Source organism: Clostridium culturomicium, assembly GCF_000821305.1.
Lineage (GTDB): Bacteria > Bacillota > Clostridia > Clostridiales > Clostridiaceae > Clostridium_J > Clostridium_J culturomicium.
The window spans coordinates 292765-313497 of record NZ_CCXK01000013.1; the positions used below are offsets into that span (position 1 = coordinate 292765).

Below are 20733 nucleotides of genomic sequence, written 5' to 3' on the forward strand. Positions count from 1 at the left end.
AATAGTAATATAGTAGGACAAATAAAAACTGAATAAGCAGCTCCGATTTCTGGTGATTCATCAAGATCTATGTATACTGAAGAAACTTCAGGATAATTTAATAGCATATTTTCTGCTTTACAAAGCAGGTCGCTGCTCCCTCAAAAATTATTGCTATTAAAAAAACATAATACAAAGGGAGTAGATTCAATTAAATTATTTAAATTATCTATGGTTGATATTTTTCTCATGCTGATCCTCCTAAATATGTTAATAAAAATTATAAAAATATTTATTTATATAAGAATATTTTTCAATGAAAAGTATAGTATATATAAACGTTTAATTTTCTATTCAAAATATATTATACCTTAATATGTTGTATTGATTAAAAAAATTTGAAATATGAGTTTAGTTTTAGTGTGAACATATAAAGTAATAGACTTTTATTTTATTTGAAGATATATGTTTTAAGTTTCAAATTTTAACCATATAAATAAGTATAAATATATTTTGAGATTTTGGGGAGAAGTAAGGGAGATGGAAAAGTTAATGTATTGTGTAGATTGTCATAGAATATTTAGAAACTCAAGTAATTGTGAGTATTGTCATTCTCATAACGTAAAAGAGTTAAAGCGAGGAACATCAATAAATGTTATAGGAACTAAAATTAAAGGTAAGGTCTATAATTATAGAAACGACTTAGTTAGTGTTATAATTCTCACTGAAGACCACCAAAGGCTTATAAAGGTCTATGAAGCTAAGCATATAAGAAAGATATTATAAGAATTGATTTTAAGTTAAGCGGAAATACAATAAGTGTTTCCGCTATTTTTATATTGATAAAAAGGATGTAACCTTATAGATATAAAACTAAGAATTGTACAGTATGGTTGTGGACGAATGTCTAAGTGCTTAATGAAGTATGTTTTTGATAATGGTGGAGAAATAGTCGTGGCTTTTGGTAATGATAGTACTCTAATAGGAAAAGACATTGGTGAAATAATGGGATGTGAAAATAAAGGAGTTAAGGTTTCTTCCGCTGAAAAAGCTGACTTGAATCAGTGGACTATATAGGGCGAGCCGGCAATAGGTATTGGTTTAAATAATACTAATAGACTTGAGCTGCCATGTGTAATTATAGTCAATAGATTACCATATGTGATTAATAGTTACCCGGGATTTATATCTACAGATAAATGCCTGCAAGTTCATATTTAAGTAAGGTCATTAATTTTTTTATATGAAAAATAATTATAAAATATATCTTTTTTATGATTTATTTGAAGATAATTAAAAGCAGTAATTGAGTTAGTACTAAAGGTACAACTGAATTACTGCTTATTATATTATTCATTTACTAAAAAATTCATACTGAAATTTCCAACATGCTCCATTGCGTCAATTCTTATAGTATATCTTGTGCCAGCTGCTAGGGAAAGTGAAAAGAAGCCAGTTGGGATTGAAGTTTCTTTGTAGGCGATTTCACCTTTAGCATCTAAAATAGTTAAATCTAAATCCCCACTATTTGAAGTAACATTTACGTCGATATTACAGGTTTCACATTGGTCTAAATCAATAACTTTACTTCTGTAACCAGTAAAAAGACTGTAGGACATATTAATGGAATCGGAAGTGATCTCTTCTAAAGTTGAAACGAGAATTTCTTCATTAGCAGGTGCTTTTATTTGAATCTTGTTTTTACTACATCCTGATAAGGGGAAGGTTAAAATAATAGTAATACATATAAATTTAATAGCTTTTTTCATTTTATCACTCCTATGTTATAAATGTATATAAGTAATAAATATGAAATTGAAAGCAATTATATTACCAATGTAAATTTTTTTGATAAAGACAGTAAGTGAATTGGTTTAAAAGGGTATTAAGGTTATAAAAAAGAAAAAGCCTTGAAGATTAAATACTTTAAAATAAGAATTTAATCATCTTCAAGGCTAAATAGATATACAGTTATCCTAAGAGGATATACCGTTATCTTAATAGTATTATATGCTGTAAAAAGTTGAATTATACAAAAATAATGTATATGTATTTAATAAAATATGGTTAGTAAAAATTTGAGGTGATAAAATAGTAAAAAATAGAATAATATAAAAGTATCTAAATATAAGATAAGTAGTTTTTGTCTAATATTAAAAAAATGATAGGAGGCTGAATAATGAGAGAAGTATCCTTAGAAAATTTAAGGTTTAGGCGAGTATATAAATTTGTCATTTATGATAATGCTGAATTGACAGGCAATATTGTTACGGTGAAGGATAATATGATTTATATAGACAGCAGCTATCATGATGAAGAATTTGCTTTTATACAGGGATTTCATATTGATGGGATAAATCATGTGTATCTAAATAATGAAATTCCAATAAAGAAGGATTATAAGAATATTGAGGTTAATTGTGAAATGCACTACCCAAAGGAAGTGGTACCTAATGGGTATATAGTTTATGAAAGCTGTGAAGTTGAGGGGTTAAATACGGGGTGTATTTACGAGTTTTTATATAAGAATATGACTATAAGAGGAAAGGTTATAAGTGTAAATAGCAATGATTCTGATGGAAAGATGTACGTGCTTTGTGATATGGCATATAATGAAAAGAAAATATGGCTTTACGTTCTATTAGATTATAGTTTTTTGACTGATTTTGAAATACAAGATGAAATTCCAATATATAAGATTGAAAATTTTGATGAGGATATAAGAGTATTATAATAAGTAAAATTTAAGTGAAAATAATTAAAAATTTAGAATATTTAAAAATATAGTAACATATTTTGTAAAAAATGTTGTTATTCAATCGATTACATTATATAATTAAAAATATAAAATGCATCATGGCTACATCATCAGGGTTTTTATTAATAGACTAATAAATAGAAAGTGGGATGGAGATATGACTAAGTTTGGTGAACAACTAATTAATGAAATTCAAGGGTTAGAAAAATATATTGGAAGTAATGGCGTAATTAATATATGGCCAAGTGAAAAAGAGGAAAAATTAAAGGTTCTAAGATATTTAAGCACCAAGTTTGAGCATGGAAAAGAGTATACAGAAAAGGAAGTAAACTATATAATAGGAAGATGGCATAGTTTTGGAGATTATTTTCTTTTAAGAAGACATTTAGTAGATTATAAATTTTTATTTAGAACATTTGCTGATGATTTTAAATATTGCAGAGACGATATTTATTAATACATGGCTTTGAATATTTGGAGGTAACAAAGTGAAGAAAATAAATCTTAATGGTTTTATTGAAGAAACAAAAGAAGCTAATATATTTAGTGTTATTGTATTACAAGGTGGAGAAGTAGTTGGAGAATATCATAGTGAAACGGAAAGAGTAAGAAATCAATATTCTGTTTCTAAAAGTTTTACATCTACAGCAGTAGGTTTTGCTGTTGAAGAAGGCTTGCTTAATTTGGATGATAGAATATTAGATTTTTTTCCAAAGGAGGCTCCTGAAAAGCCTTCAGATAACTTGAAAGCTCTTAAGCTTAAGGATTTATTAAGGATGTCTACAGGTCAATTTAATGGGCATTTAATGGCAGATTCATCATTTGGGACAACACCTAGATTTGAAATATTAGAAGAAAATTGGGTGAAATATTGTCTTAATCAAAGTTATCCATTGAAGCCGGGTGATAGGTTTGTTTATAGCAATGTAGGAGCCTATTTAGCTGGAGTAATGGTTCAGAAAAAGTCTGGAATGGACCTGGTAGAATATTTAATGCCAAGGTTATTTGAGCCATTGGGGATAAATAAACCTAATTGGGAAAAGTGTCCTAGGGGATATAATTTTGGAGCTGGAGGTTTGAATATTTCAACTTCAGAATTAAGTAGGTTTGGACAATTTTATCTTCAAAAGGGACAGTGGCATGGAAAACAACTTCTTTCGAAAGAGTGGATTAAAGAGGCTACATCCAAGCAGATTGACACAGATAATAGAGGAGACTGGGGTTGTGGATATGGATATCAATTTTGGAGAGGTGAGCATAATTCCTATAGAGCTGATGGCAAATTTGGACAATATTGCATTGTTTTAAATGATAAAAATGCAGTAATTACTATTAATGCTCATGCTACTAGAGTGAGAAGAGTAATGGAAGCTGTATGGACTGAAATATGGACTCAATTGTAAGGTATTATTAAAAATAGCATTTATAATTTTAGCAAAGGTAGAACGGAGGTTATTGGAAATATAAATGGGTATATATGAAGAGGATTTTTTTGTTGATAATGAAAAGATTGACATCTATGAGATAAACCCGCTTAATACACCAATGAATCTATTATTGATGGCTGATCCATCTTTTAATAGTATAAATTCTTATATAAAAGCCAGCAGAGTACTTGTTGCAAGAAAAAAATCAGCAATAATAGGCTTAATAGTATTTTTAAAGAGAACACAAGAGGAATATGAAGTTATGAATCTTGCTGTTGAAGAGAATAATAGAGGTAAAGGTATTGCTAAAAGATTATTAAAGGCTGTTGACTCTAAAATGGTTCCACTGGGAGCTAAAAAACTTATAATTGGAACACGAAATTCGTCTATTGAGAAATTAGGGTTATATCAAAGGTTCGGATTTAGGATTAGTGAAATTGAGAAAGATTATTATTGCGCTAAATGTAAAGAGAAAATTTGGGAAAATGGCATTCTCTGTAGGGATAGAATTATTTTTGAAAAGAAATATTAGATAATATAAATATAAAGAAAGAGAAATCCTGAGGAAACTTTAGGGTTTCTTCCTTTGTATAAGGATAACTTAAGTGTAACGAATGAGGAGATATATGAATGAGAATAAATAAACTGCTTAGTAATTATGGATTGTGTTCACGAAAAGAAGCAAATAAATGGATAGAAGAAGGCAGAATCCAGGTTAATGGTGAACTGTGCACACCAGGACAATGGATAGAATTAAGTGATGAAATATTACTAGATGGAAATCCTATAAAAGAACAGGAAAAGGTATATTTAATTTTAAATAAGCCTGTTGGGATTACATGTACTGCGGCTAGAAATATAGAAGGTAATATAATTGACTTCTTAAATTTTGAACAATATATATTTCCAGTAGGAAGGCTTGATAAAGAATCTGAGGGGTTAATTTTAATGACAAATGATGGTGAATTAGCAAATAGAATTTTAGAAGCAGATAATCATCATGAAAAAGAGTACATAGTAACTGTAGATAAAAAAATAGATGATAAATTTATCAACGGAATGGCTCAAGGGGTTAAAATTTTAGGGGTAATAACAAGACCCTGTAAAGTTAAAATGGTAGATGACTATACTTTTAAAATCATACTTACGCAAGGATTAAATAGACAAATACGAAGAATGGTTAAGACTTTTGGGTTAAATGTAACAAAATTAAAGAGAATAAGGATTCTTTCAATTGAACTAAGCGATCTAGAAACCGGAGGATGGAGAAAACTGTCCAAGGATGAGATTCAAAACTTGAAGAGAGTTTGGAATAAATAAAAGTCAGCAAAATTGCTGACCTTTATTTTTTATATTAAAACAGATAGGTAGCGTTCTCCACCATCAGGAAGAATAACAACAATGGTTTTGCCAGCATTTTCAGGTTGTCTTGCTAACTCAGCTGCAGCAAATATAGCTGCACCGGATGAAATTCCAACTAATAGTCCTTCTGTTTTAGATAAAGCCTTTGCAGTGGTGAAAGCATCTTCATTTGAAACTGTAATTAGTTCATCATAAATACTTGTATTTAAAGTTTCAGGAACAAATCCTGCACCTATGCCTTGTATTTTATGTGGACCAGGTTTGCCACCCGATAATACAGGTGAGGATAAAGGTTCAACCCCAACTACTTTTATTAAAGGGTTTTGCTGTTTTAGATAAGCACCAGTTCCAGAGAGAGTTCCTCCTGTACCAATTCCGGACACAAGAATGTCAATGTGACCATCAGTATCTCTCCATATTTCAGGTCCAGTAGTAGTTCTATGAATTAAAGGATTTGCAGGGTTTGAAAATTGACCAGGAATAAAGGCATTTGGAGTTTCCTTTGCTAGATTTTCGGCTTTTGCTATAGCTCCTGCCATACCTAGGGAGCCTTCTGTTAATATTATTTCTGCACCATAGGCTTTGATTAGGTTTCTTCTTTCTACACTCATTGTGTCAGGCATAACTATTATAGTTTTATAGCCTCGAGCTGCTGACACAGAAGCAAGTCCAATACCTGTATTGCCACTGGTGGGTTCAATAATTACAGAGTCTTTTTTTAAGAAACCTTTTGCTTCAGCATCATTAATCATTGCTAAAGCAATTCTATCCTTAACGCTTCCAGCTGGGTTGAAGTACTCTAGTTTAGCGATAAGAGTAGTTTTGAGTAAATTTACGTTAGAGTAATTTGAAAGTTGAAGAAGTGGTGTATTACCAATGAGCTCTGTTAAATTTGAATAGATTTTTTTCATTTTATATCCTCCTTAATTAAATAACAAATTCTATTAGTGAAGCTTCTGTTAATGTCCTTTTTACTTCTTTCGCTGGGATTCCGACCACCGTTGAGTTTATATTTGTGGATTTTAATACTACAGCATTAGCGCCAACCTTAGTGCCATCAGCTATATATATATTCCCTAATATCTTTGCTCCAGCACCAATTACCACATTGTTACCTACAGTTGGGTGTCTTTTGCCCTCTTCATTTCCAGTACCTCCAAGAGTTACACCTTGATAAAGAGTAACATTGTCACCAACTTCACTTGTTTCACCAATAACAACTCCCATACCGTGGTCTATGAATAGGCCTTTTCCAATGGTTGCACCAGGATGAATTTCTATCCCTGTAAAAAATCTACCAAGGTTAGAAGCTAATCGAGCAAGAAAAAAGAGGTTTCTTTTGTAAAGTGTATGGGCAAATCTATAATAAATAAGAGCTTTTATATGAGGGTATAGTAAAAGAACCTCCAATTTATTTCTTGCAGCAGGGTCGGTTTTAAGAACAACGTCTATATCATAATTTAGTGTTTTTATAAAATTTATCATAATAATTCCTCCGTACATTGTATTTGGGTATAAAAAAACGCCTCTAAGATAACTCTTAGAGACGGCATATATCCGCGGTTCCACTCTAGTTGGCTATATAAAATAAAGCCCACCTTAATTCAAGTACTTTCATACTCTATTAATATAACGGTTAAAACCGCGATAGCCTACTTAGTTTCGGTATCGAACTCCAAAGGGCACTTCAAAGGTAACTCCAATAAATATCATTTCAGCTAATAGATATTCTCTCTGAAAATTCGTTACAATCTACTTTCCTTTTTCAATGTTTTTATAGTTTAATATTATAGTTTATTCTATGCATTTTACTTCAAATTGAAACTATAAAAAAATATTATTATTACTAATTTAATATTTTTATTCAGCCAAAGAAGGATCTAATGCATGTTTATCAATGAAATCAATAACATTTCCATAAGATGATAAAACAATTGGCTCGTTTCCATCAAAATAGTCTGGACATTTATGAGAAATTAATTTTTTAAATATTCCCCATAGTTGATTATGCAAAAATCCATTTTTTATGTGATCAGATTCACCTTTTAAATGGAATAGATGGATTTTTTCTTTCATCTCATCTGTAAATGATTTTTCTATAAAAGGCATAATATCTCCGTTTGTTGATGAACATTCCATACCTACTGTAAACACAACAATAGTTTTGTTTTTAAGTAGATCAAAGTTCTTTGTGATAGTAGAGATTCCTTCAATGGCATGATTATATATTCCACCACCATATACGATAATATCATAATTTAAAAGCGTCTCTATATCAACGTTACAACATTCTATTAAGTCTGCACCAAATTCTGCAGCTATCCATTGAGCATATGTTTTAGTATGAGCATATCTAGATTTGCATGCTACAACAACCATCCTACACATTTTAATTAGTCCCCCCGAAAATTACATAAGTTCATAGTTATAATATTAAATAAGTAAAAATAAGTGACCAGTTTTATATTCTTAATATGGTCACTTAGAGTATTATAGTACATGCATATAGTTATTACAATATTAATTAGTGCTATTTTAAGAGATTAGTTAAAAATAAAAACAATTTAATTAAGTTTTCTTGAATCTCCTTAAAAATATTTGAGGGAATATTCTACTTTTTATGACAAAGAATAATCTGTATAGATTTTATATCAATGTAGTGTCTTTAGAAAATTATAATTAAGCATAAATATAATTTATATTTTTATGAGTAAATGAGGAGGAAAAATGGTTGAAGAGATAATAAAAAAATCGAAAATAAATATCCATAGCATGTTAAGGCATGGATCAGTTGCAGTAGCCACGCTATTTATTGTAGGAATATTTTTTGGAATGAAGAATGTTATGTTAGCATTTCCTATTGCTCTTACATCAACAGTTATGGGACGGCAGAATTTCCAGGTTAAGACTTTCAGTAAAGCTTTAAGAATAATCATGTTAGATGTGATTATCGTATTATTAGCTCATATTTCATCTTTGAACTTATATTTAGGAATACCAGTAAACTTTATTAGTATTTTTATGATAATGTACACAATTGTCTCACCGTATGACTTAACTTTTTATAAGCCATTTTTGATGTTATTTATTTTTACTCAGTATGCAGCTGTTCCAACATCAGAATTGCATCTAAGAATTATGGCTGTGATATTAGGTATCGGCATAGTTATTCTTGGAAGTGTAATTAAGAAGGTAAATGAAAAATCAATTTTGGGCAATAGTTTAACTGGAGTATTAAAGGATATTGATTTTCAGTTGGAAAATATATTAATGGGTTCTTATGATAAGAGTCTTCAAGATAAATCCTCTAGAAGTATGAGGGATTTGGCATACAAAATATATATAACAAGATATAAGGAGTATTTAACTACGTACCTAGGAAAAATTCAATTTAGAATTTTTATTTCTATAGAATATTTAAATTTATGTTTAGCAGAAGTGAATAGTAAATTTGAAAGTCATATGTTGAACAGAAAAGATATTATGGAGCTTAAGGAGATTGTTAATGGTATTTTAGAGTATAAAGAAGGAAATTTAACCTATGATAATATTAATAGAAAACTTCAGACTTTTAAAACCTTAAATTTAAACAATGAAAGAAAAGATCAGTGGACTGAAGAGTATATAGATGCAAGAATAGTAAATTTATTTGATGTTCTTGAAAATATTATTAAAGCTATTGGTGAATTAAATAATTTAGGATATAAGCAAATAAACAAGGTTTATAATCAATGGGAAAGAACAGATATGGATAAACCAAAAGTTGTTTTTAAGGAGTATTTTGACAGCAATAATATAAGGATTAAGTTTGCATTGAGAATGTCAATAACAATGACTATTTCACTATTTCTTGGTGAGAAGTTAGGATATTACAAGGTCATTTGGGCAATCATAACAATTATGTCTATAATGCAGCCTTATTATGAAGATACTAAATCAAAGGCAAAGGAGAGAGTCGTTGGTAATGTATTGGCAATTGTAATAACCGGTGTAGTTATAAATTTGATAAATTCACAATGGGTAACGATAGGTATTCTTGTAATATCGCTATACCTTTTGTACGGTTTTAAAGAGTATTATAAGATATCTCTTTTTGCAGGTATGGCTTCTATGTGTATAGCATCTTTAAATCAAAATATTAATGTTTTGATATTTTATAGAGTGATATATGTATTTATAGGAGTTATAGCTGTTATTTTTATTAATAGATATGTTTTCCCTTACAAGCTTAAGGATGGAATTGACGCTCTTACAAAGAAAATTCTTCGATTAAGGGTACAACTTATTAATGATGCTAAGGCGGTAAAGAATGATAAATTTAAGGAACATGAAATAAGGGATTTAGTAATTCATTCAACACTATTAAGTCAAAAACTATATTTAAGAAACTTACAATGTAATTATGAGGAAACAGAGGAATTTATAAATCAAAATAATCGAATCGTTATTGGAGTTGCATACAACACATTAAGGTATTCTGAAATAAAGAAAAGATAAAGAGATAAATGACATGCCTTTAGTTAAAACACTAATTAGTATAGAAATAATAGTTAATATGAAGTTGTATAAATTGATAAAACTAAAACTATTATTTAATTATGGTATAATAAAAGCAGTGAATAGAAACGGAGGGGAATTTATGAAAAAGATAGTTTTAGCTGGTGGATGCTTTTGGGGAGTTCAAGAGTACTTCAGCAGAATAAATGGCATATTAAAGACTGAGGTTGGATATGCAAACGGAAAAACTTACAATCCAACTTATGAACAGGTATGTAATGATAATACAGGCTTTGCAGAAGTTTGTTATGTTGAATATGATGAGAGAATTATTACACTTAAGGATGTGTTGAGTAAATTTTGGGCCGTAGTTAATCCTACCTCATTAAATAGACAGGGAAATGATGTTGGGAACCAATATAGATCTGGAATATATTATTTTGATGAGGACGATATTGCGGATATTCAGGAAAGTATAAAGGAGCTTCAGAAAAAATATGAAAAAAAGATTGTGACAGAAGTTAAGCCTTTAGAAAATTATTTTAAGGCAGAAGAGTATCATCAGGATTATTTGAAGAAAAATCCAAATGGATATTGTCATATAAATTTAGGATAACTAGTGTAGAGGTGATACTTAAGTGGGATGGCAGGAAGATATAAGAAAATATAAACCCTTCAATGAGCAAGAAAAGAAGGATAAAGAGTCTATTATTTATGCGATAAACAACTTTAATAATTTACTTACAAGAGAGAATACTTTAGCTCACATTACAAGTTCGGGATATATTGTTAATAAAGATAGAACTAAGGTGTTAATGATACATCATAACATTTATAATACCTGGGCTTGGACAGGAGGACACGCAGATGGAGATAGTGATCTGCTAAGAGTAGCAATAAAAGAAGCAATTGAAGAAACCGGTGTGAAAAATATAAAGCCAATCACGTCAGAAATTCTTTCAGTTGATGTAATTGAAGTTCTTGGACATGTTAAAAGAGGTGTTTATGTCTCAGCACATTTACATTTAAATGTGTGCTATTTATTAGAAGCAGATGAAGCTGATGAACTTATAATAAAAGCTGATGAAAATAGTGGAGTAAAGTGGTTACCTATGGAGGAACTTCACAACTACAGCTCTGAACCACATATGGTAAAGTTATATAATAAGTTTAATGAAAAGATAAAACTAAATTGGAATTAACTTAAGTTACTTTATTAAGGTGGTATTTTCTATGGGAAGTACCACTTGATTTTGAAATTTTTAATATTTTCATGCAAAGAATAAATTATTTCAGGTAAGTTAAAAGAGAAAATACTCAATTAAGGTAAATTAATATGGATGAAAAGAGGAAGTTTTATGAAAAAGTTTTTTAAAATTTGTACAAGCTTACTGCTAAGTTCAGTAATATTTGTTGGATGTTCATCACAGAAAAATGATGATCAAGGTGCAAAGGATAATAATGAAACACCAGTTGAAAAAATCGATATCAATATAGGATCTTTAAAAGGACCTACTACCATGGGGATGGTAAAGCTTATGGAGGATTCAGAAAAAGGTGAAACAGATAATAACTATAAAGTAACAATGACTGGAACAGCTGATGAAATAGTTGCTTCAATGGTTAAGGGAGAATTAGATGTTGCTGCAGTTCCATGTAACCTTGCTTCAGTTTTATATAATAAAATGGAAGGACAAGTTAAGGTTGCAGCTATAAATACTCTTGGAGTTCTTTATGTAGTTGAAAATGGAAATGAGATAAAGTCAATAGAAGATTTAAAGGGGAAGACACTTTACAGCACAGGTAAAGGAACAACTCCAGAATATATTTTAAATTACATATTGGCTGAAAACGGAATAGATGCTGAGAAGGATTTGGCTGTTGAATATAAATCAGAGGCTACAGAAGTGGCAGCACTTTTAGCAGAAAACCCTAATGCTGTAGCAATGCTCCCACAACCTTTTGTTACAACTGCACAAGCTAAAAATGATAAGCTTAGGGTTGCATTAGATATGACAGAGGAGTGGAATAAGGTACAAGGGGATAAAGGAAGTGCTTTAGTAACAGGTGTGGTTATTGCTCGTAAGGAATTTATAGAAAAGAATCAGCAGGCTTTTGATAATTATTTGAAGGATTACAAGGCATCAACAGAATATGTAAATTCAAATGTAAAGGAAACAGCAGTACTTATTGAGAAATATGGAATTGTACCAGCTGCCGTTGCTGAGAAAGCAGTACCACTTTGTAATATAACTTTTATTGAAGGTGATGAAATGCAGGAAAAGGTATCAGGTTATTTGAAGGTTTTATTTGAGCAAAATCCAGCAGCAGTTGGTGGTAAATTACCTGGTGAGGATTTTTATTATAAGAATTAGCTTCTAATAGAACTTTATAGTTGCTGCAATGAAGGAGTGTGTGTATGGAAAAACTAAATTTAAATAGAGCTATAAGAAAAAGTTTTGCCATATTATTTTGGATAGTATTGTGGCAGCTTATAAGCAATATCGTTGGTAAGGAATTGCTTATAGCATCACCGGCATCTGTAGTGAAAAGTCTTATTAAATTATGGGGTGAAGGCAGCTTTTGGAGTTCTTTGTGGTTTACCTTTGCAAGGATTTCATTAGGATTTATATTTGCGATGATTATTGGTGTTCTTATGGCTATTGCAACAAGTCGACATGTCTTTCTGAGAGAGCTTGTAAGTGTGCCTATGTCTATAATAAAAGCAGTTCCAGTTGCGTCATTTATAATTATAGCTTTAATTTGGATCAGCTCACGAAATTTAAGTATATTTATATCATTCCTAATGGTTCTTCCTATTTTTTATACCAATATATTAAAGGGGATAGAAGGGGTTGATAAGCAGTTGCTTCAGATGACTAAGGTATTTGAAGTAGGTTCAATGAAGAAGATAAGATTTGTTTATATACCTCAGATAATGCCTTATTTTATTTCTTCTGCAACGGTTTCATTGGGGTTGTGCTGGAAGGCAGGAATTGCAGCGGAAGTTATTGGTATACCAACAGGCTCAATAGGGGAGAAGCTGTACCAGTCAAAGATATTTTTAAATACTAGTGAATTGTTTGCGTGGACAATTATTATAATTGTTATAAGTGTAATTTTTGAAAAAATATTTTTGTTTATGCTGAAGAAACTAGAAGACAGTATTTATTGTTAAAGAAAGTGAATGTGAGATTATGACCATAAAGTTGAAAAATATAAACAAAGTATTTGATGATAAGATAATTTTAAAAGATATTAACTTAAGCTTTGAAGATAATAGAATAAGTTGTATTGTAGGGCCTTCAGGCTGTGGTAAGACAACATTATTGAATATAATTTTGGGTATTCTAAAGGCAGATTGTGGTGAAGTAGAGGGGCGAAATGGAAGGCGTATAGCTGCAGTGTTTCAAGAGGACAGGCTTTGTGAGGAATTTACGGCATATGCAAATCTTAAGCTAGTATGCGATGACAAAGATTCAGATAAGGTAATTCACGAACATCTTGAACATGTTGATTTGAAAGAGGCTGCATTTCAGAAGGTATCTTATTTAAGCGGGGGTATGAAAAGGCGTGTTGCAATCGTTAGAGCTGTTATAGCAAAATCAGATATCATTATTATGGATGAGCCATTTAAAGGTTTGGACGAAAAAACAAAGGTCAAAGTAATTGATTATGTTAAGAGGTATACAAAAGAAAAAATTGTTATAATTACAACCCATAATTTAGATGAAATTAATATGTTAAAGGCTACATTAGTTCAAATGTAGCCTTTAATTTTTTATATAAGAATTTTATATAAAAAGCAAAATTATAGAGTTTATTAAATGAATAAAGTTTATTGTTATATAGAGTATTAAAATAAGATTGGCCGTTAAATTTATGCGTTTTAAATCTTTTAATGAGGAGTTCTTGGCTCTAATGGTTAGGTAAAGCAAAACTGCAATTACAACTGCTAATTTTATAAATATAGTTAAAGGTAAGTTGTGAATGAGGTTAGAAGCAAAAGGATTCAGCTCAATAAAAAAGTTATTTTTTTTAACTACAAAGAACCAAGTGCAAAATAAATCGGTTATGTTTAGAAAAAGAATTAATTTTGTTTTGAGCATAATTCTTTTTAATAAAGTGTTATATTTACTTTCTTTGGAATATTGATTTGCAAAAATCAACATTGGATATTTAAGTTTTGTTAATGATGACGCTGTATGTTCTTCTTTTGAATAATCAATATTCAAAGGGTTCTTATGGGAAGGCAAAGAAAGCGCTTTATTTTGTGAAGACATTTATATCACCTCTTTAATGTATTTTTACTGTTTTTATTTATAATTTTTATCATCAATAAAATTAATTGTGATGTTTTATTATATTTATAAAAAATAATATTATGTTCTTTTTGCATTATTTTCAAAATAAGAAATTGTTATTCACAAAAAAACTTACCTCTTAAAATTATGAGGTAAGTTTGTAGTTAAAATATTTGTCCAGATTTACCGTATTTTTTAGTATAATAATCTTTGTTTTTGGTGATGACATTTAAAGCATATAAAAAGGAATTAACTTCTCCAAGAGTATTATATAGTCCGAAGCTTATTCTTATCATTCCAGGCTGAAGATCTTTATCAATATAAGCCATTTGTTCTATAAGCTCATCAGGTAGTTTTAGAAGGCGCTGCATATATGGATGTGCACAAAAACAGCCACTACGTACAGCGATTCCAAATTCAAAAGCTAAGGCTTTAGCAACAACTGAGTGATGCATTCCTTCAATATTAAAAGGAATTATACTTACTTTATTAAGGATATCATCGTAATTTCCGTAGAGAATAACAGAATCCATATCAGTCATGTTTTCAGTTGCATAGGCTGTTAAAGTTCTTTCATAATTTTCTATTTCATTCATACCAATTTTAGATAAAAGTTTCATTGAAGAAGCTAATACTACAGAACCAATAACATTTGGTGAGCCAGCTTCTTCTTTGTCTGGTGAAGGAGCCCATATTACTTTGTTGTGGGTAACATAAGTGATAGTTCCACCACCTACATGGCCTGGATTGGTCGAATTAAAAAAGTCCTTAGGACCTATTAAAACGCCACAGCCGAAAGGGGCATACATTTTATGAGCTGAAAATGCTAAAAAATCTATTTCGCCACCGCAAGTATCTTGTCCCATGGAAAAGCTTGAGTGTGGCACAAGTTGTGCACCATCAACTAGAATTTTTGCTCCAAAGCTGTGGACAATTTTAGCAATGTCATGAATAGAGTTTTTTGATCCAGTTACGTTAGAGGCTCCTGATACAACTACTAGTGAAATTTTATTGCCATAAATATTAAATTTGTTTTTTAGATCATTTATATTTAGGCAACCATTTTTATCTATATCTATATACTTAACGTCAAAATTTCTTCTCCAAGGAAGATCATTTGAATGATGTTCCATAAAAGTTGAAAGTATTATAGAATTTTTATGATCATAGGCCCATATCTCTGCTAGTTTATTAATGGCCTCTGTACAGTTTTTGACATATATAACATCACAGATATCTTTGTAATCATCAATGAACTGTTTTACAATAAATCTTGATTTTTCATACATGGAAGTGGAATACCTTGATTTATATCCTTCTCCTCTATGGATAGATGAGTAGTAAGGAGCAAATTTAATAACATCTTCAATTACAGCCTTAAATGGAGGCGTAGTAGCAGCATTATCAAAATTTATTTCAATGCTTGTGGTGTTATTTTTTAAAGGTACTTTATTTTCGACCCCGTAGATTAACTTTCTAAAGGAATTATCATTAAAGCCACTCATTTTATACCTCCTAAAGATAGTGTTAGTATATAATATTAAGCTAAAGTTTAATGGTGAAAGATTTTTAAATTTACATAAAAGATAGTTGACAAGAATACTCGGTTTTGCTAAAATTAAATCATAGTAAAGTACTCAACATTAAGGAATGATTTTTATGAAATTATCAACAAAGGGACGATATGGAGTTAAAGCTATGGCAGACTTAGCTATTAACTATGAAAAAGGACCAATTTCAATTAAGAGTATTTCGGGAAGGCAAAACATATCAGAGTATTATCTAGAACAGCTTTTTTCAACATTAAGGAAAGCAGGGCTTATAAAAAGTATAAGAGGTTCAGGTGGGGGCTATATCTTAGGAAAAGCACCTAATGGTATAACTGTCTACGAAATTCTAGAAGTTCTAGAAGGACCTATTGAAATATCAACCTGTTTAGATAGTAATGAATGTAATAATGTAGAATGCTGTGCAACAAGGGCAGTATGGAAAAAGATTAAAGATAGTATAGACTCTGTAACACTATCTATAACCCTTCAGGATATAGTAGATGATTACAATAACATTGCGATAATTAAAGGAGTGAACATAAATGAATAAACCAGTTTATATGGATTATGCAGCAACAACTTTTACAAAACCAGAGGTATTAGAAGAAATGATACCATATTTTACAGAATTCTATGGTAATCCTTCATCTATATACTCAATTTCAAGAGAAACTAAAAAAGCAATAGATAAAGCAAGGATGAGAGTGGCAACAGCTTTAAATGCAGATCCACAAGAAATTTATTTCACAGGTGGTGGATCAGAAGCTGATAACTGGGCTATAAAAGGAATTGCTTTAGCTAATAAAAATAAAGGTAACCACATTATCACTTCTAAGATAGAACACCATGCAGTTCTTCATACTTGTGAGTATTTAGAGAAAAATGGTTTTGAAGTAACATACTTAGATGTTGATGCAGAAGGATTTATAAGATTAGAAGATCTTAAAGCAGCTATAAGACCAACTACAGTATTAGTAACAATAATGACAGCTAATAATGAAATTGGAACAATTCAACCAATAAAAGAAATTGGTGAAATCTGTAAAGCAAATAAAGTTTTCTTCCATACTGATGCCGTTCAAGCAATAGGACACATTGAAATGGATGTTAAGGATATGAATATAGATGCGTTATCTCTATCAGGACATAAGATTTATGGACCAAAAGGGATTGGGGTTTTATATTTAAGAAGAGGTATAAAAATTCACAACTTAGTTCATGGTGGAGCTCAAGAAAGAAATAGAAGAGCAGGAACTGAAAATGTAGCGGGAATAGTAGGATTAGGAAAAGCTATAGAATTAGCTATGGAAAATATGGCTGATGAAAAAGCTAGATTAACATATTTAAGAGATAAATTAATAAAGGGCTTACGTGGAGCAGTTGACTATTCTAAATTAAATGGACCTGCTGGCGACAGAAGACTTCCAGGGAATGTTAACATGAGTTTTGAATTCATTGAAGGTGAGTCAGTGCTTTTAATGCTAGACGCTAAAGGGATCTGTGCTTCAAGCGGAAGTGCATGTACATCAGGATCATTAGATCCATCTCACGTGCTTCTTGCAATAGGACTTCCTCATGAAGTTGCTCATGGTTCTCTTAGACTTTCTATGGGTGCAAGCACTACAGAAGAGGAAGTTGATTATGTAATTGAAACAGTACCAGCTATAATACAAAGATTAAGAGATATGTCACCATTATATGATAGCTTTATAAATGGAAAAGGAAAGAATTTCTTTGATAAGTAGTATTTAAAATATAAACATGAATTAAATTATAGTTTTATAATTGAGGAGGATAATTATTATGATATATAGTGAAAAAGTAATGGACCATTTTACAAACCCAAGAAACGTTGGGGAAATAAAAGATGCTAACGGTGTAGGAGAAGTTGGAAACGCAAAATGTGGAGATATAATGAGAGTTTATTTAAAGGTTGAAGACGATGTTATTGTTGATGCTAAATTTAAAACTTTCGGATGTGGTTCAGCTATAGCTTCTTCAAGTATGGCAACAGAGCTTATTAAAGGAAAAACTGTAGATGAAGCTTGGAGCCTTACAAATAAAGCGGTGGCAGAAGCGTTAGATGGTCTTCCACCAGTAAAAATGCACTGTTCAGTACTTGCTGAAGAAGCTATACACAAAGCAATCAATGATTATAGATCAAACAATGGATTAGACATGTGGGATTATGAAGAACATGATGATATCCATGATCACGTGCACGGAGAAGAATAGGTGATATAACATATGAAGAAAAAAGTTGTTATAGGTATGAGTGGCGGAGTTGACAGCTCCGTTGCCGCTTACCTTTTAAAGGAACAAGGATATGATGTAACAGGTATAATGATGAAATTGTCTCCTGATAATCCTGAGTATGCTGAAAATGAAGGCGGATGCTGTTCACTTTCAGCAGTTAATGATGCAAGAAGAGTTGCAGATGTACTAGATATACCATTTTATGTTATGAACTTTAAAGAACCCTTTAAAAAGCATGTAGTTGACAATTTTGTTGAAGAATATTTTAATGGAAGAACTCCAAATCCATGCATTGAATGTAATAGAAAAATTAAATTCGAAGAGTTTTTAAGAAAAGTTCAAGGCCTTGGAGCGGATTATATTGCAACAGGACATTATGCTACTGTCGAGCAAGATGAAAACGGAAGATATCTACTTAAACGTTCAGAGGATGATAGAAAAGATCAGACTTATGCTTTGTACAGCTTAACTCAAGATCAGCTAGCTCATACAGTTATGCCTTGTGGACAATATTCTAAAACTGAAATTAGAGCTATTGCTGAAAAAATAGGTCTTGAAGTATTTAGAAAGAAGGATTCTCAAGAAATTTGCTTTATTCCTGATAATAACCATGGTAGCTATATAGAGCGATTTAGTGGAAGAGAAGTTGTTCCAGGTAACTTTGTAGATAAAGATGGTAAAGTTCTTGGAAAGCATAAGGGAATAGTTTATTATACAATAGGGCAAAGAAAAGGTCTTGGTATTGCTCTTGGTAGGCCTGTATTTGTAACGAATATAATTCCAGAGAGAAATGAAGTTGTATTAGGAGAAGAATCAGAAATTTTCAATACAACCCTTATAGCTAAAAATATCAACTTGATTCCTTTTGATCGAGTTGAGGGTGAGATTATGGTTGAAGCTAAGGTTAGATATTCAGCTAAGCCAGCTGTGGCTAAATTAACTCAACTTGATGAAGACCATATTAAACTAGAATTTGAAACTCCGCAGCGTGCAATTACTAAAGGGCAATCCGTTGTGTGTTATCAAGGTAACTTAGTAATTGGTGGAGGAATAATAGATAAAGTTATAAAATAATAGTATCTGTTATTAATTCTTTAAAAAATTTGAATTCTTATAGTAATATAAGGAAAACACTGAAAATTCTTAGATTTTCAGTGTTTTTTTATTATAGATTTAATGTTGCTAATTCTATTTCTCTAAGCTGTTGGATTATTTCATTACAACGTAGCTCTGTATAATGAAGATTACCGATGTACTCAATAAATTCTATTTTATCTAAGTGTGAATAATATTTTAAAGCGCTAGCTTTAAGACATTCAACATCAAAGAAAAACCTATTTCCAAGCGGCCAGAAATCTATAATTTTATCCTGAAATAGATAGCTAATTTCGCTGATTGAGTATTGGATGTTATCTCCGTCATTGTTGAATATTGTAATAATTCCATTAGAATATGTAGATTGAATATGGCTTATCTGACATTCGTTAATAAAACCTGCTTCCTTAGAAAATTCACCTATAAGTTTTACTGCTTCTTCACATAGTTCCCTTTGTTTATTTATTTTGTCCATTTTAACACCCCTATTGCAAAATAATATAGTTTATGTGCTGCTATGGTTTCATTATAATATTTTTTTAGAATTTTCTGTGTCGAAATTAAAAGTGAAGTGTAGGAAATTAATGCTAATAATAGACTTAATATTATAACTAGTTCTAATAATATCCTATTGTATTGATGAAGAAGTTAATCATATTAAATTATAAAAACTAAGGAATAAATTACCTTGAATGAGTATCTCAATCTTTGATTTGGTCAATACGAACTTACTCCTTTGAATGAAAAGAGAAGGAGTTTCCTTAAGTAAGTATCCAAATCTTTGATTTGGTCAATACGAACTTACTCCTTTGAATGAAAAGAGAAGGAGTTTCCTTAATAAATGTTGGAAAATTTTCTTAGAAGTGATATCTTTAATATATATAATGAAGGGGTGATATTATGGAATATAGTGATAAGGTTTTGGAGCATTTCTACTCACCAAGAAATGTTGGAATAATTCCAGGTGCAAATGGTATCGGAGAGTGTGGAGATGCAAAGTGTGGGGATATAATGAAAATTTATCTTATAATAAAGGATGATATAATAAAGGAAGCTAAGTTTATGACTTTTGGCTGTGGGTCAGCAATAGCATCATCAAGTATAGCCACAGAATTGGTTATAGGTAAAACTATAGAGGAGGCGTGGGCAATTACTAATGAATCAGTAATAGAGGCTTTAGATGGCCTTCCATCTTCTAAAATTCATTGCTCAGTTTTAGCAGAACAAACAATACATAAAGCAATAAATAATTATAGGGAATCAATGGGGTTAGAAGTATATCCAGATAAGTGGGAGGAATAAGTTAAAAATGTTCATTATGAAATTGAAGATATTATTTTATAGAAGAGTATAATTAACTAAGAGTAAAAGTTTTAGGGGGAAGGTATTGTGGAGTATATGCTAGCACTAATGTAATATATCTTAAAATCAAGTGCTTTGTCCATAGAATAATCTTTATATAAAAGGGTAAGTATATAGGTAATATTGTTTAGGCAGGTGTAGAA

General features: G+C 30.7%; 25 protein-coding genes and 1 other annotated feature. Of the genes, 18 read left to right on the top strand and 7 right to left on the bottom strand.

Going from position 1 to position 20733, the window contains the following annotated elements; all coding sequences use genetic code 11:
* Positions 1–519: 519 nt before the first annotated feature.
* Positions 520–765: a hypothetical protein gene (locus BN1075_RS03285; protein WP_040191604.1), complete on the top strand. Its 246-nt coding sequence runs from the start codon at positions 520–522 to the stop codon at positions 763–765.
* A gap of 117 nt (positions 766–882) precedes the next feature.
* Positions 883–1056, top strand: a complete 174-nt coding sequence (locus BN1075_RS21395; RefSeq protein WP_156132728.1) for a hypothetical protein — start codon at positions 883–885, stop codon at positions 1054–1056.
* Positions 1057–1328: 272 nt separating this feature from the next.
* Here the strand turns inward: BN1075_RS21395 and BN1075_RS03290 are convergent, their stop codons facing one another.
* Positions 1329–1748, bottom strand: a complete 420-nt coding sequence (locus BN1075_RS03290; RefSeq protein ID WP_040191605.1) for a hypothetical protein — start codon at positions 1746–1748, stop codon at positions 1329–1331.
* Between the two features lie 410 nt (positions 1749–2158).
* On the opposite strand from BN1075_RS03290, the gene BN1075_RS03295 reads away from it, so the two are divergent.
* The 5 genes from BN1075_RS03295 (at position 2159) to BN1075_RS03315 (ending at position 5484) form a co-directional block, all read left to right on the top strand.
* Positions 2159–2713, top strand: a complete 555-nt coding sequence (locus BN1075_RS03295) for a hypothetical protein (protein WP_040191606.1) — start codon at positions 2159–2161, stop codon at positions 2711–2713.
* Between the two features lie 181 nt (positions 2714–2894).
* Positions 2895–3194, top strand: a complete 300-nt coding sequence (locus BN1075_RS03300) for a DUF2087 domain-containing protein (RefSeq protein ID WP_042386871.1) — start codon at positions 2895–2897, stop codon at positions 3192–3194.
* Between the two features lie 31 nt (positions 3195–3225).
* A complete protein-coding gene (locus BN1075_RS03305; protein ID WP_052406364.1) occupies positions 3226–4140 on the top strand; it encodes a serine hydrolase domain-containing protein in 915 nt (304 codons plus the stop codon).
* A 64-nt stretch (positions 4141–4204) separates the two neighbouring features.
* Positions 4205–4696, top strand: coding sequence for a GNAT family N-acetyltransferase (locus tag BN1075_RS03310; RefSeq protein ID WP_052406365.1), 492 nt, complete (start codon positions 4205–4207; stop codon positions 4694–4696).
* Positions 4697–4794: 98 nt separating this feature from the next.
* Entirely contained in the window at positions 4795–5484 is a 690-nt protein-coding gene (locus BN1075_RS03315; protein ID WP_040191607.1) for a pseudouridine synthase, read from the top strand.
* A gap of 29 nt (positions 5485–5513) precedes the next feature.
* Here the strand turns inward: BN1075_RS03315 and cysK are convergent, their stop codons facing one another.
* The 3 genes from cysK to BN1075_RS03330 all read right to left on the bottom strand — a co-directional run bounded on the left by cysK (position 5514) and on the right by BN1075_RS03330 (position 7914).
* Positions 5514–6437, bottom strand: a complete 924-nt coding sequence (cysK, locus tag BN1075_RS03320; protein ID WP_040191609.1) for a cysteine synthase A — start codon at positions 6435–6437, stop codon at positions 5514–5516.
* Between the two features lie 16 nt (positions 6438–6453).
* Complete coding sequence (epsC, locus tag BN1075_RS03325) at positions 6454–7011, bottom strand: serine O-acetyltransferase EpsC (protein WP_040191610.1); 558 nt, start codon at positions 7009–7011, stop codon at positions 6454–6456.
* Between the two features lie 54 nt (positions 7012–7065).
* Positions 7066–7304 (bottom strand) — a binding site (T-box leader).
* Between the two features lie 82 nt (positions 7305–7386).
* Complete coding sequence (locus tag BN1075_RS03330; protein ID WP_040191611.1) at positions 7387–7914, bottom strand: flavodoxin domain-containing protein; 528 nt, start codon at positions 7912–7914, stop codon at positions 7387–7389.
* 339 nt (positions 7915–8253) lie between these two features.
* Between BN1075_RS03330 and BN1075_RS03335 the strand changes: the two genes are divergently transcribed.
* The 6 genes from BN1075_RS03335 to BN1075_RS03360 all read left to right on the top strand — a co-directional run bounded on the left by BN1075_RS03335 (position 8254) and on the right by BN1075_RS03360 (position 13793).
* Entirely contained in the window at positions 8254–10023 is a 1770-nt protein-coding gene (locus tag BN1075_RS03335) for an FUSC family protein (protein WP_042386872.1), read from the top strand.
* 142 nt (positions 10024–10165) lie between these two features.
* The gene (gene msrA / locus BN1075_RS03340; protein WP_040191777.1) at positions 10166–10639 is read left to right on the top strand and encodes a peptide-methionine (S)-S-oxide reductase MsrA; all 474 of its coding nucleotides are present in this window, start codon (positions 10166–10168) and stop codon (positions 10637–10639) included.
* 22 nt (positions 10640–10661) lie between these two features.
* Complete coding sequence (locus tag BN1075_RS03345) at positions 10662–11225, top strand: NUDIX hydrolase (protein WP_040191612.1); 564 nt, start codon at positions 10662–10664, stop codon at positions 11223–11225.
* A 156-nt stretch (positions 11226–11381) separates the two neighbouring features.
* Positions 11382–12398 (top strand): ABC transporter substrate-binding protein, encoded by a 1017-nt coding sequence (locus BN1075_RS03350; protein WP_040191613.1) that lies wholly within the window; start codon positions 11382–11384, stop codon positions 12396–12398.
* A gap of 44 nt (positions 12399–12442) precedes the next feature.
* Positions 12443–13201: an ABC transporter permease gene (locus BN1075_RS03355; RefSeq protein ID WP_040191614.1), complete on the top strand. Its 759-nt coding sequence runs from the start codon at positions 12443–12445 to the stop codon at positions 13199–13201.
* A 19-nt stretch (positions 13202–13220) separates the two neighbouring features.
* The gene (locus BN1075_RS03360; protein WP_040191615.1) at positions 13221–13793 is read left to right on the top strand and encodes an ATP-binding cassette domain-containing protein; all 573 of its coding nucleotides are present in this window, start codon (positions 13221–13223) and stop codon (positions 13791–13793) included.
* A 24-nt stretch (positions 13794–13817) separates the two neighbouring features.
* Here BN1075_RS03360 and BN1075_RS03365 read toward each other — a convergent pair whose 3' ends face one another.
* Both BN1075_RS03365 and BN1075_RS03370 read right to left on the bottom strand, forming a co-directional pair.
* Positions 13818–14306 carry a DUF5658 family protein gene (locus BN1075_RS03365; protein ID WP_040191616.1) on the bottom strand — a complete coding sequence of 163 codons (489 nt, stop codon included), beginning with the start codon at positions 14304–14306 and terminating at the stop codon, positions 13818–13820.
* 185 nt (positions 14307–14491) lie between these two features.
* A complete protein-coding gene (locus tag BN1075_RS03370; RefSeq protein ID WP_040191617.1) occupies positions 14492–15832 on the bottom strand; it encodes an aminotransferase class V-fold PLP-dependent enzyme in 1341 nt (446 codons plus the stop codon).
* Positions 15833–15986: 154 nt separating this feature from the next.
* On the opposite strand from BN1075_RS03370, the gene BN1075_RS03375 reads away from it, so the two are divergent.
* From BN1075_RS03375 to mnmA, 4 genes are read left to right on the top strand one after another with little or no spacing between them, the layout of a single operon-like run.
* The gene (locus BN1075_RS03375; RefSeq protein ID WP_040191618.1) at positions 15987–16427 is read left to right on the top strand and encodes an RrF2 family transcriptional regulator; all 441 of its coding nucleotides are present in this window, start codon (positions 15987–15989) and stop codon (positions 16425–16427) included.
* A complete protein-coding gene (gene nifS / locus BN1075_RS03380) occupies positions 16420–17622 on the top strand; it encodes a cysteine desulfurase NifS (RefSeq protein ID WP_040191619.1) in 1203 nt (400 codons plus the stop codon). The genes BN1075_RS03375 and nifS overlap by 8 nt, the downstream gene beginning before the upstream one ends.
* A gap of 58 nt (positions 17623–17680) precedes the next feature.
* A complete protein-coding gene (nifU, locus tag BN1075_RS03385; protein WP_040191620.1) occupies positions 17681–18112 on the top strand; it encodes a Fe-S cluster assembly scaffold protein NifU in 432 nt (143 codons plus the stop codon).
* Between the two features lie 12 nt (positions 18113–18124).
* Positions 18125–19207 (top strand): tRNA 2-thiouridine(34) synthase MnmA, encoded by a 1083-nt coding sequence (gene mnmA, locus BN1075_RS03390; RefSeq protein ID WP_040191621.1) that lies wholly within the window; start codon positions 18125–18127, stop codon positions 19205–19207.
* Positions 19208–19298: 91 nt separating this feature from the next.
* Here the strand turns inward: mnmA and BN1075_RS03395 are convergent, their stop codons facing one another.
* Complete coding sequence (locus tag BN1075_RS03395; protein ID WP_040191622.1) at positions 19299–19703, bottom strand: hypothetical protein; 405 nt, start codon at positions 19701–19703, stop codon at positions 19299–19301.
* Positions 19704–20128: 425 nt separating this feature from the next.
* On the opposite strand from BN1075_RS03395, the gene nifU (BN1075_RS03400) reads away from it, so the two are divergent.
* Complete coding sequence (gene nifU, locus BN1075_RS03400; RefSeq protein ID WP_040191623.1) at positions 20129–20530, top strand: Fe-S cluster assembly scaffold protein NifU; 402 nt, start codon at positions 20129–20131, stop codon at positions 20528–20530.
* The last annotated feature ends 203 nt before the right edge of the window (positions 20531–20733 follow it).

What these genes read in the sequence shown, in the direction of transcription:
- BN1075_RS03285 (WP_040191604.1), top strand. Translation starts at nt 520, where the DNA reads ATGGAAAAGTTAATGTATTGTGTAGATTGTCATAGAATATTTAGAAAC.
- BN1075_RS21395 (WP_156132728.1), top strand. Translation starts at nt 883, where the DNA reads ATGTCTAAGTGCTTAATGAAGTATGTTTTTGATAATGGTGGAGAAATA.
- BN1075_RS03290 (WP_040191605.1), bottom strand. Translation starts at nt 1,748, where the DNA reads ATGAAAAAAGCTATTAAATTTATATGTATTACTATTATTTTAACCTTC.
- BN1075_RS03295 (WP_040191606.1), top strand. Translation starts at nt 2,159, where the DNA reads ATGAGAGAAGTATCCTTAGAAAATTTAAGGTTTAGGCGAGTATATAAA.
- BN1075_RS03300 (WP_042386871.1), top strand. Translation starts at nt 2,895, where the DNA reads ATGACTAAGTTTGGTGAACAACTAATTAATGAAATTCAAGGGTTAGAA.
- BN1075_RS03310 (WP_052406365.1), top strand. Translation starts at nt 4,205, where the DNA reads ATGGGTATATATGAAGAGGATTTTTTTGTTGATAATGAAAAGATTGAC.
- BN1075_RS03315 (WP_040191607.1), top strand. Translation starts at nt 4,795, where the DNA reads ATGAGAATAAATAAACTGCTTAGTAATTATGGATTGTGTTCACGAAAA.
- cysK (WP_040191609.1), bottom strand. Translation starts at nt 6,437, where the DNA reads ATGAAAAAAATCTATTCAAATTTAACAGAGCTCATTGGTAATACACCA.
- epsC (WP_040191610.1), bottom strand. Translation starts at nt 7,011, where the DNA reads ATGATAAATTTTATAAAAACACTAAATTATGATATAGACGTTGTTCTT.
- BN1075_RS03330 (WP_040191611.1), bottom strand. Translation starts at nt 7,914, where the DNA reads ATGTGTAGGATGGTTGTTGTAGCATGCAAATCTAGATATGCTCATACT.
- BN1075_RS03335 (WP_042386872.1), top strand. Translation starts at nt 8,254, where the DNA reads ATGGTTGAAGAGATAATAAAAAAATCGAAAATAAATATCCATAGCATG.
- msrA (WP_040191777.1), top strand. Translation starts at nt 10,166, where the DNA reads ATGAAAAAGATAGTTTTAGCTGGTGGATGCTTTTGGGGAGTTCAAGAG.
- BN1075_RS03350 (WP_040191613.1), top strand. Translation starts at nt 11,382, where the DNA reads ATGAAAAAGTTTTTTAAAATTTGTACAAGCTTACTGCTAAGTTCAGTA.
- BN1075_RS03355 (WP_040191614.1), top strand. Translation starts at nt 12,443, where the DNA reads ATGGAAAAACTAAATTTAAATAGAGCTATAAGAAAAAGTTTTGCCATA.
- BN1075_RS03360 (WP_040191615.1), top strand. Translation starts at nt 13,221, where the DNA reads ATGACCATAAAGTTGAAAAATATAAACAAAGTATTTGATGATAAGATA.
- BN1075_RS03365 (WP_040191616.1), bottom strand. Translation starts at nt 14,306, where the DNA reads ATGTCTTCACAAAATAAAGCGCTTTCTTTGCCTTCCCATAAGAACCCT.
- BN1075_RS03370 (WP_040191617.1), bottom strand. Translation starts at nt 15,832, where the DNA reads ATGAGTGGCTTTAATGATAATTCCTTTAGAAAGTTAATCTACGGGGTC.
- BN1075_RS03375 (WP_040191618.1), top strand. Translation starts at nt 15,987, where the DNA reads ATGAAATTATCAACAAAGGGACGATATGGAGTTAAAGCTATGGCAGAC.
- nifS (WP_040191619.1), top strand. Translation starts at nt 16,420, where the DNA reads ATGAATAAACCAGTTTATATGGATTATGCAGCAACAACTTTTACAAAA.
- nifU (WP_040191620.1), top strand. Translation starts at nt 17,681, where the DNA reads ATGATATATAGTGAAAAAGTAATGGACCATTTTACAAACCCAAGAAAC.
- mnmA (WP_040191621.1), top strand. Translation starts at nt 18,125, where the DNA reads ATGAAGAAAAAAGTTGTTATAGGTATGAGTGGCGGAGTTGACAGCTCC.
- BN1075_RS03395 (WP_040191622.1), bottom strand. Translation starts at nt 19,703, where the DNA reads ATGGACAAAATAAATAAACAAAGGGAACTATGTGAAGAAGCAGTAAAA.
- nifU (WP_040191623.1), top strand. Translation starts at nt 20,129, where the DNA reads ATGGAATATAGTGATAAGGTTTTGGAGCATTTCTACTCACCAAGAAAT.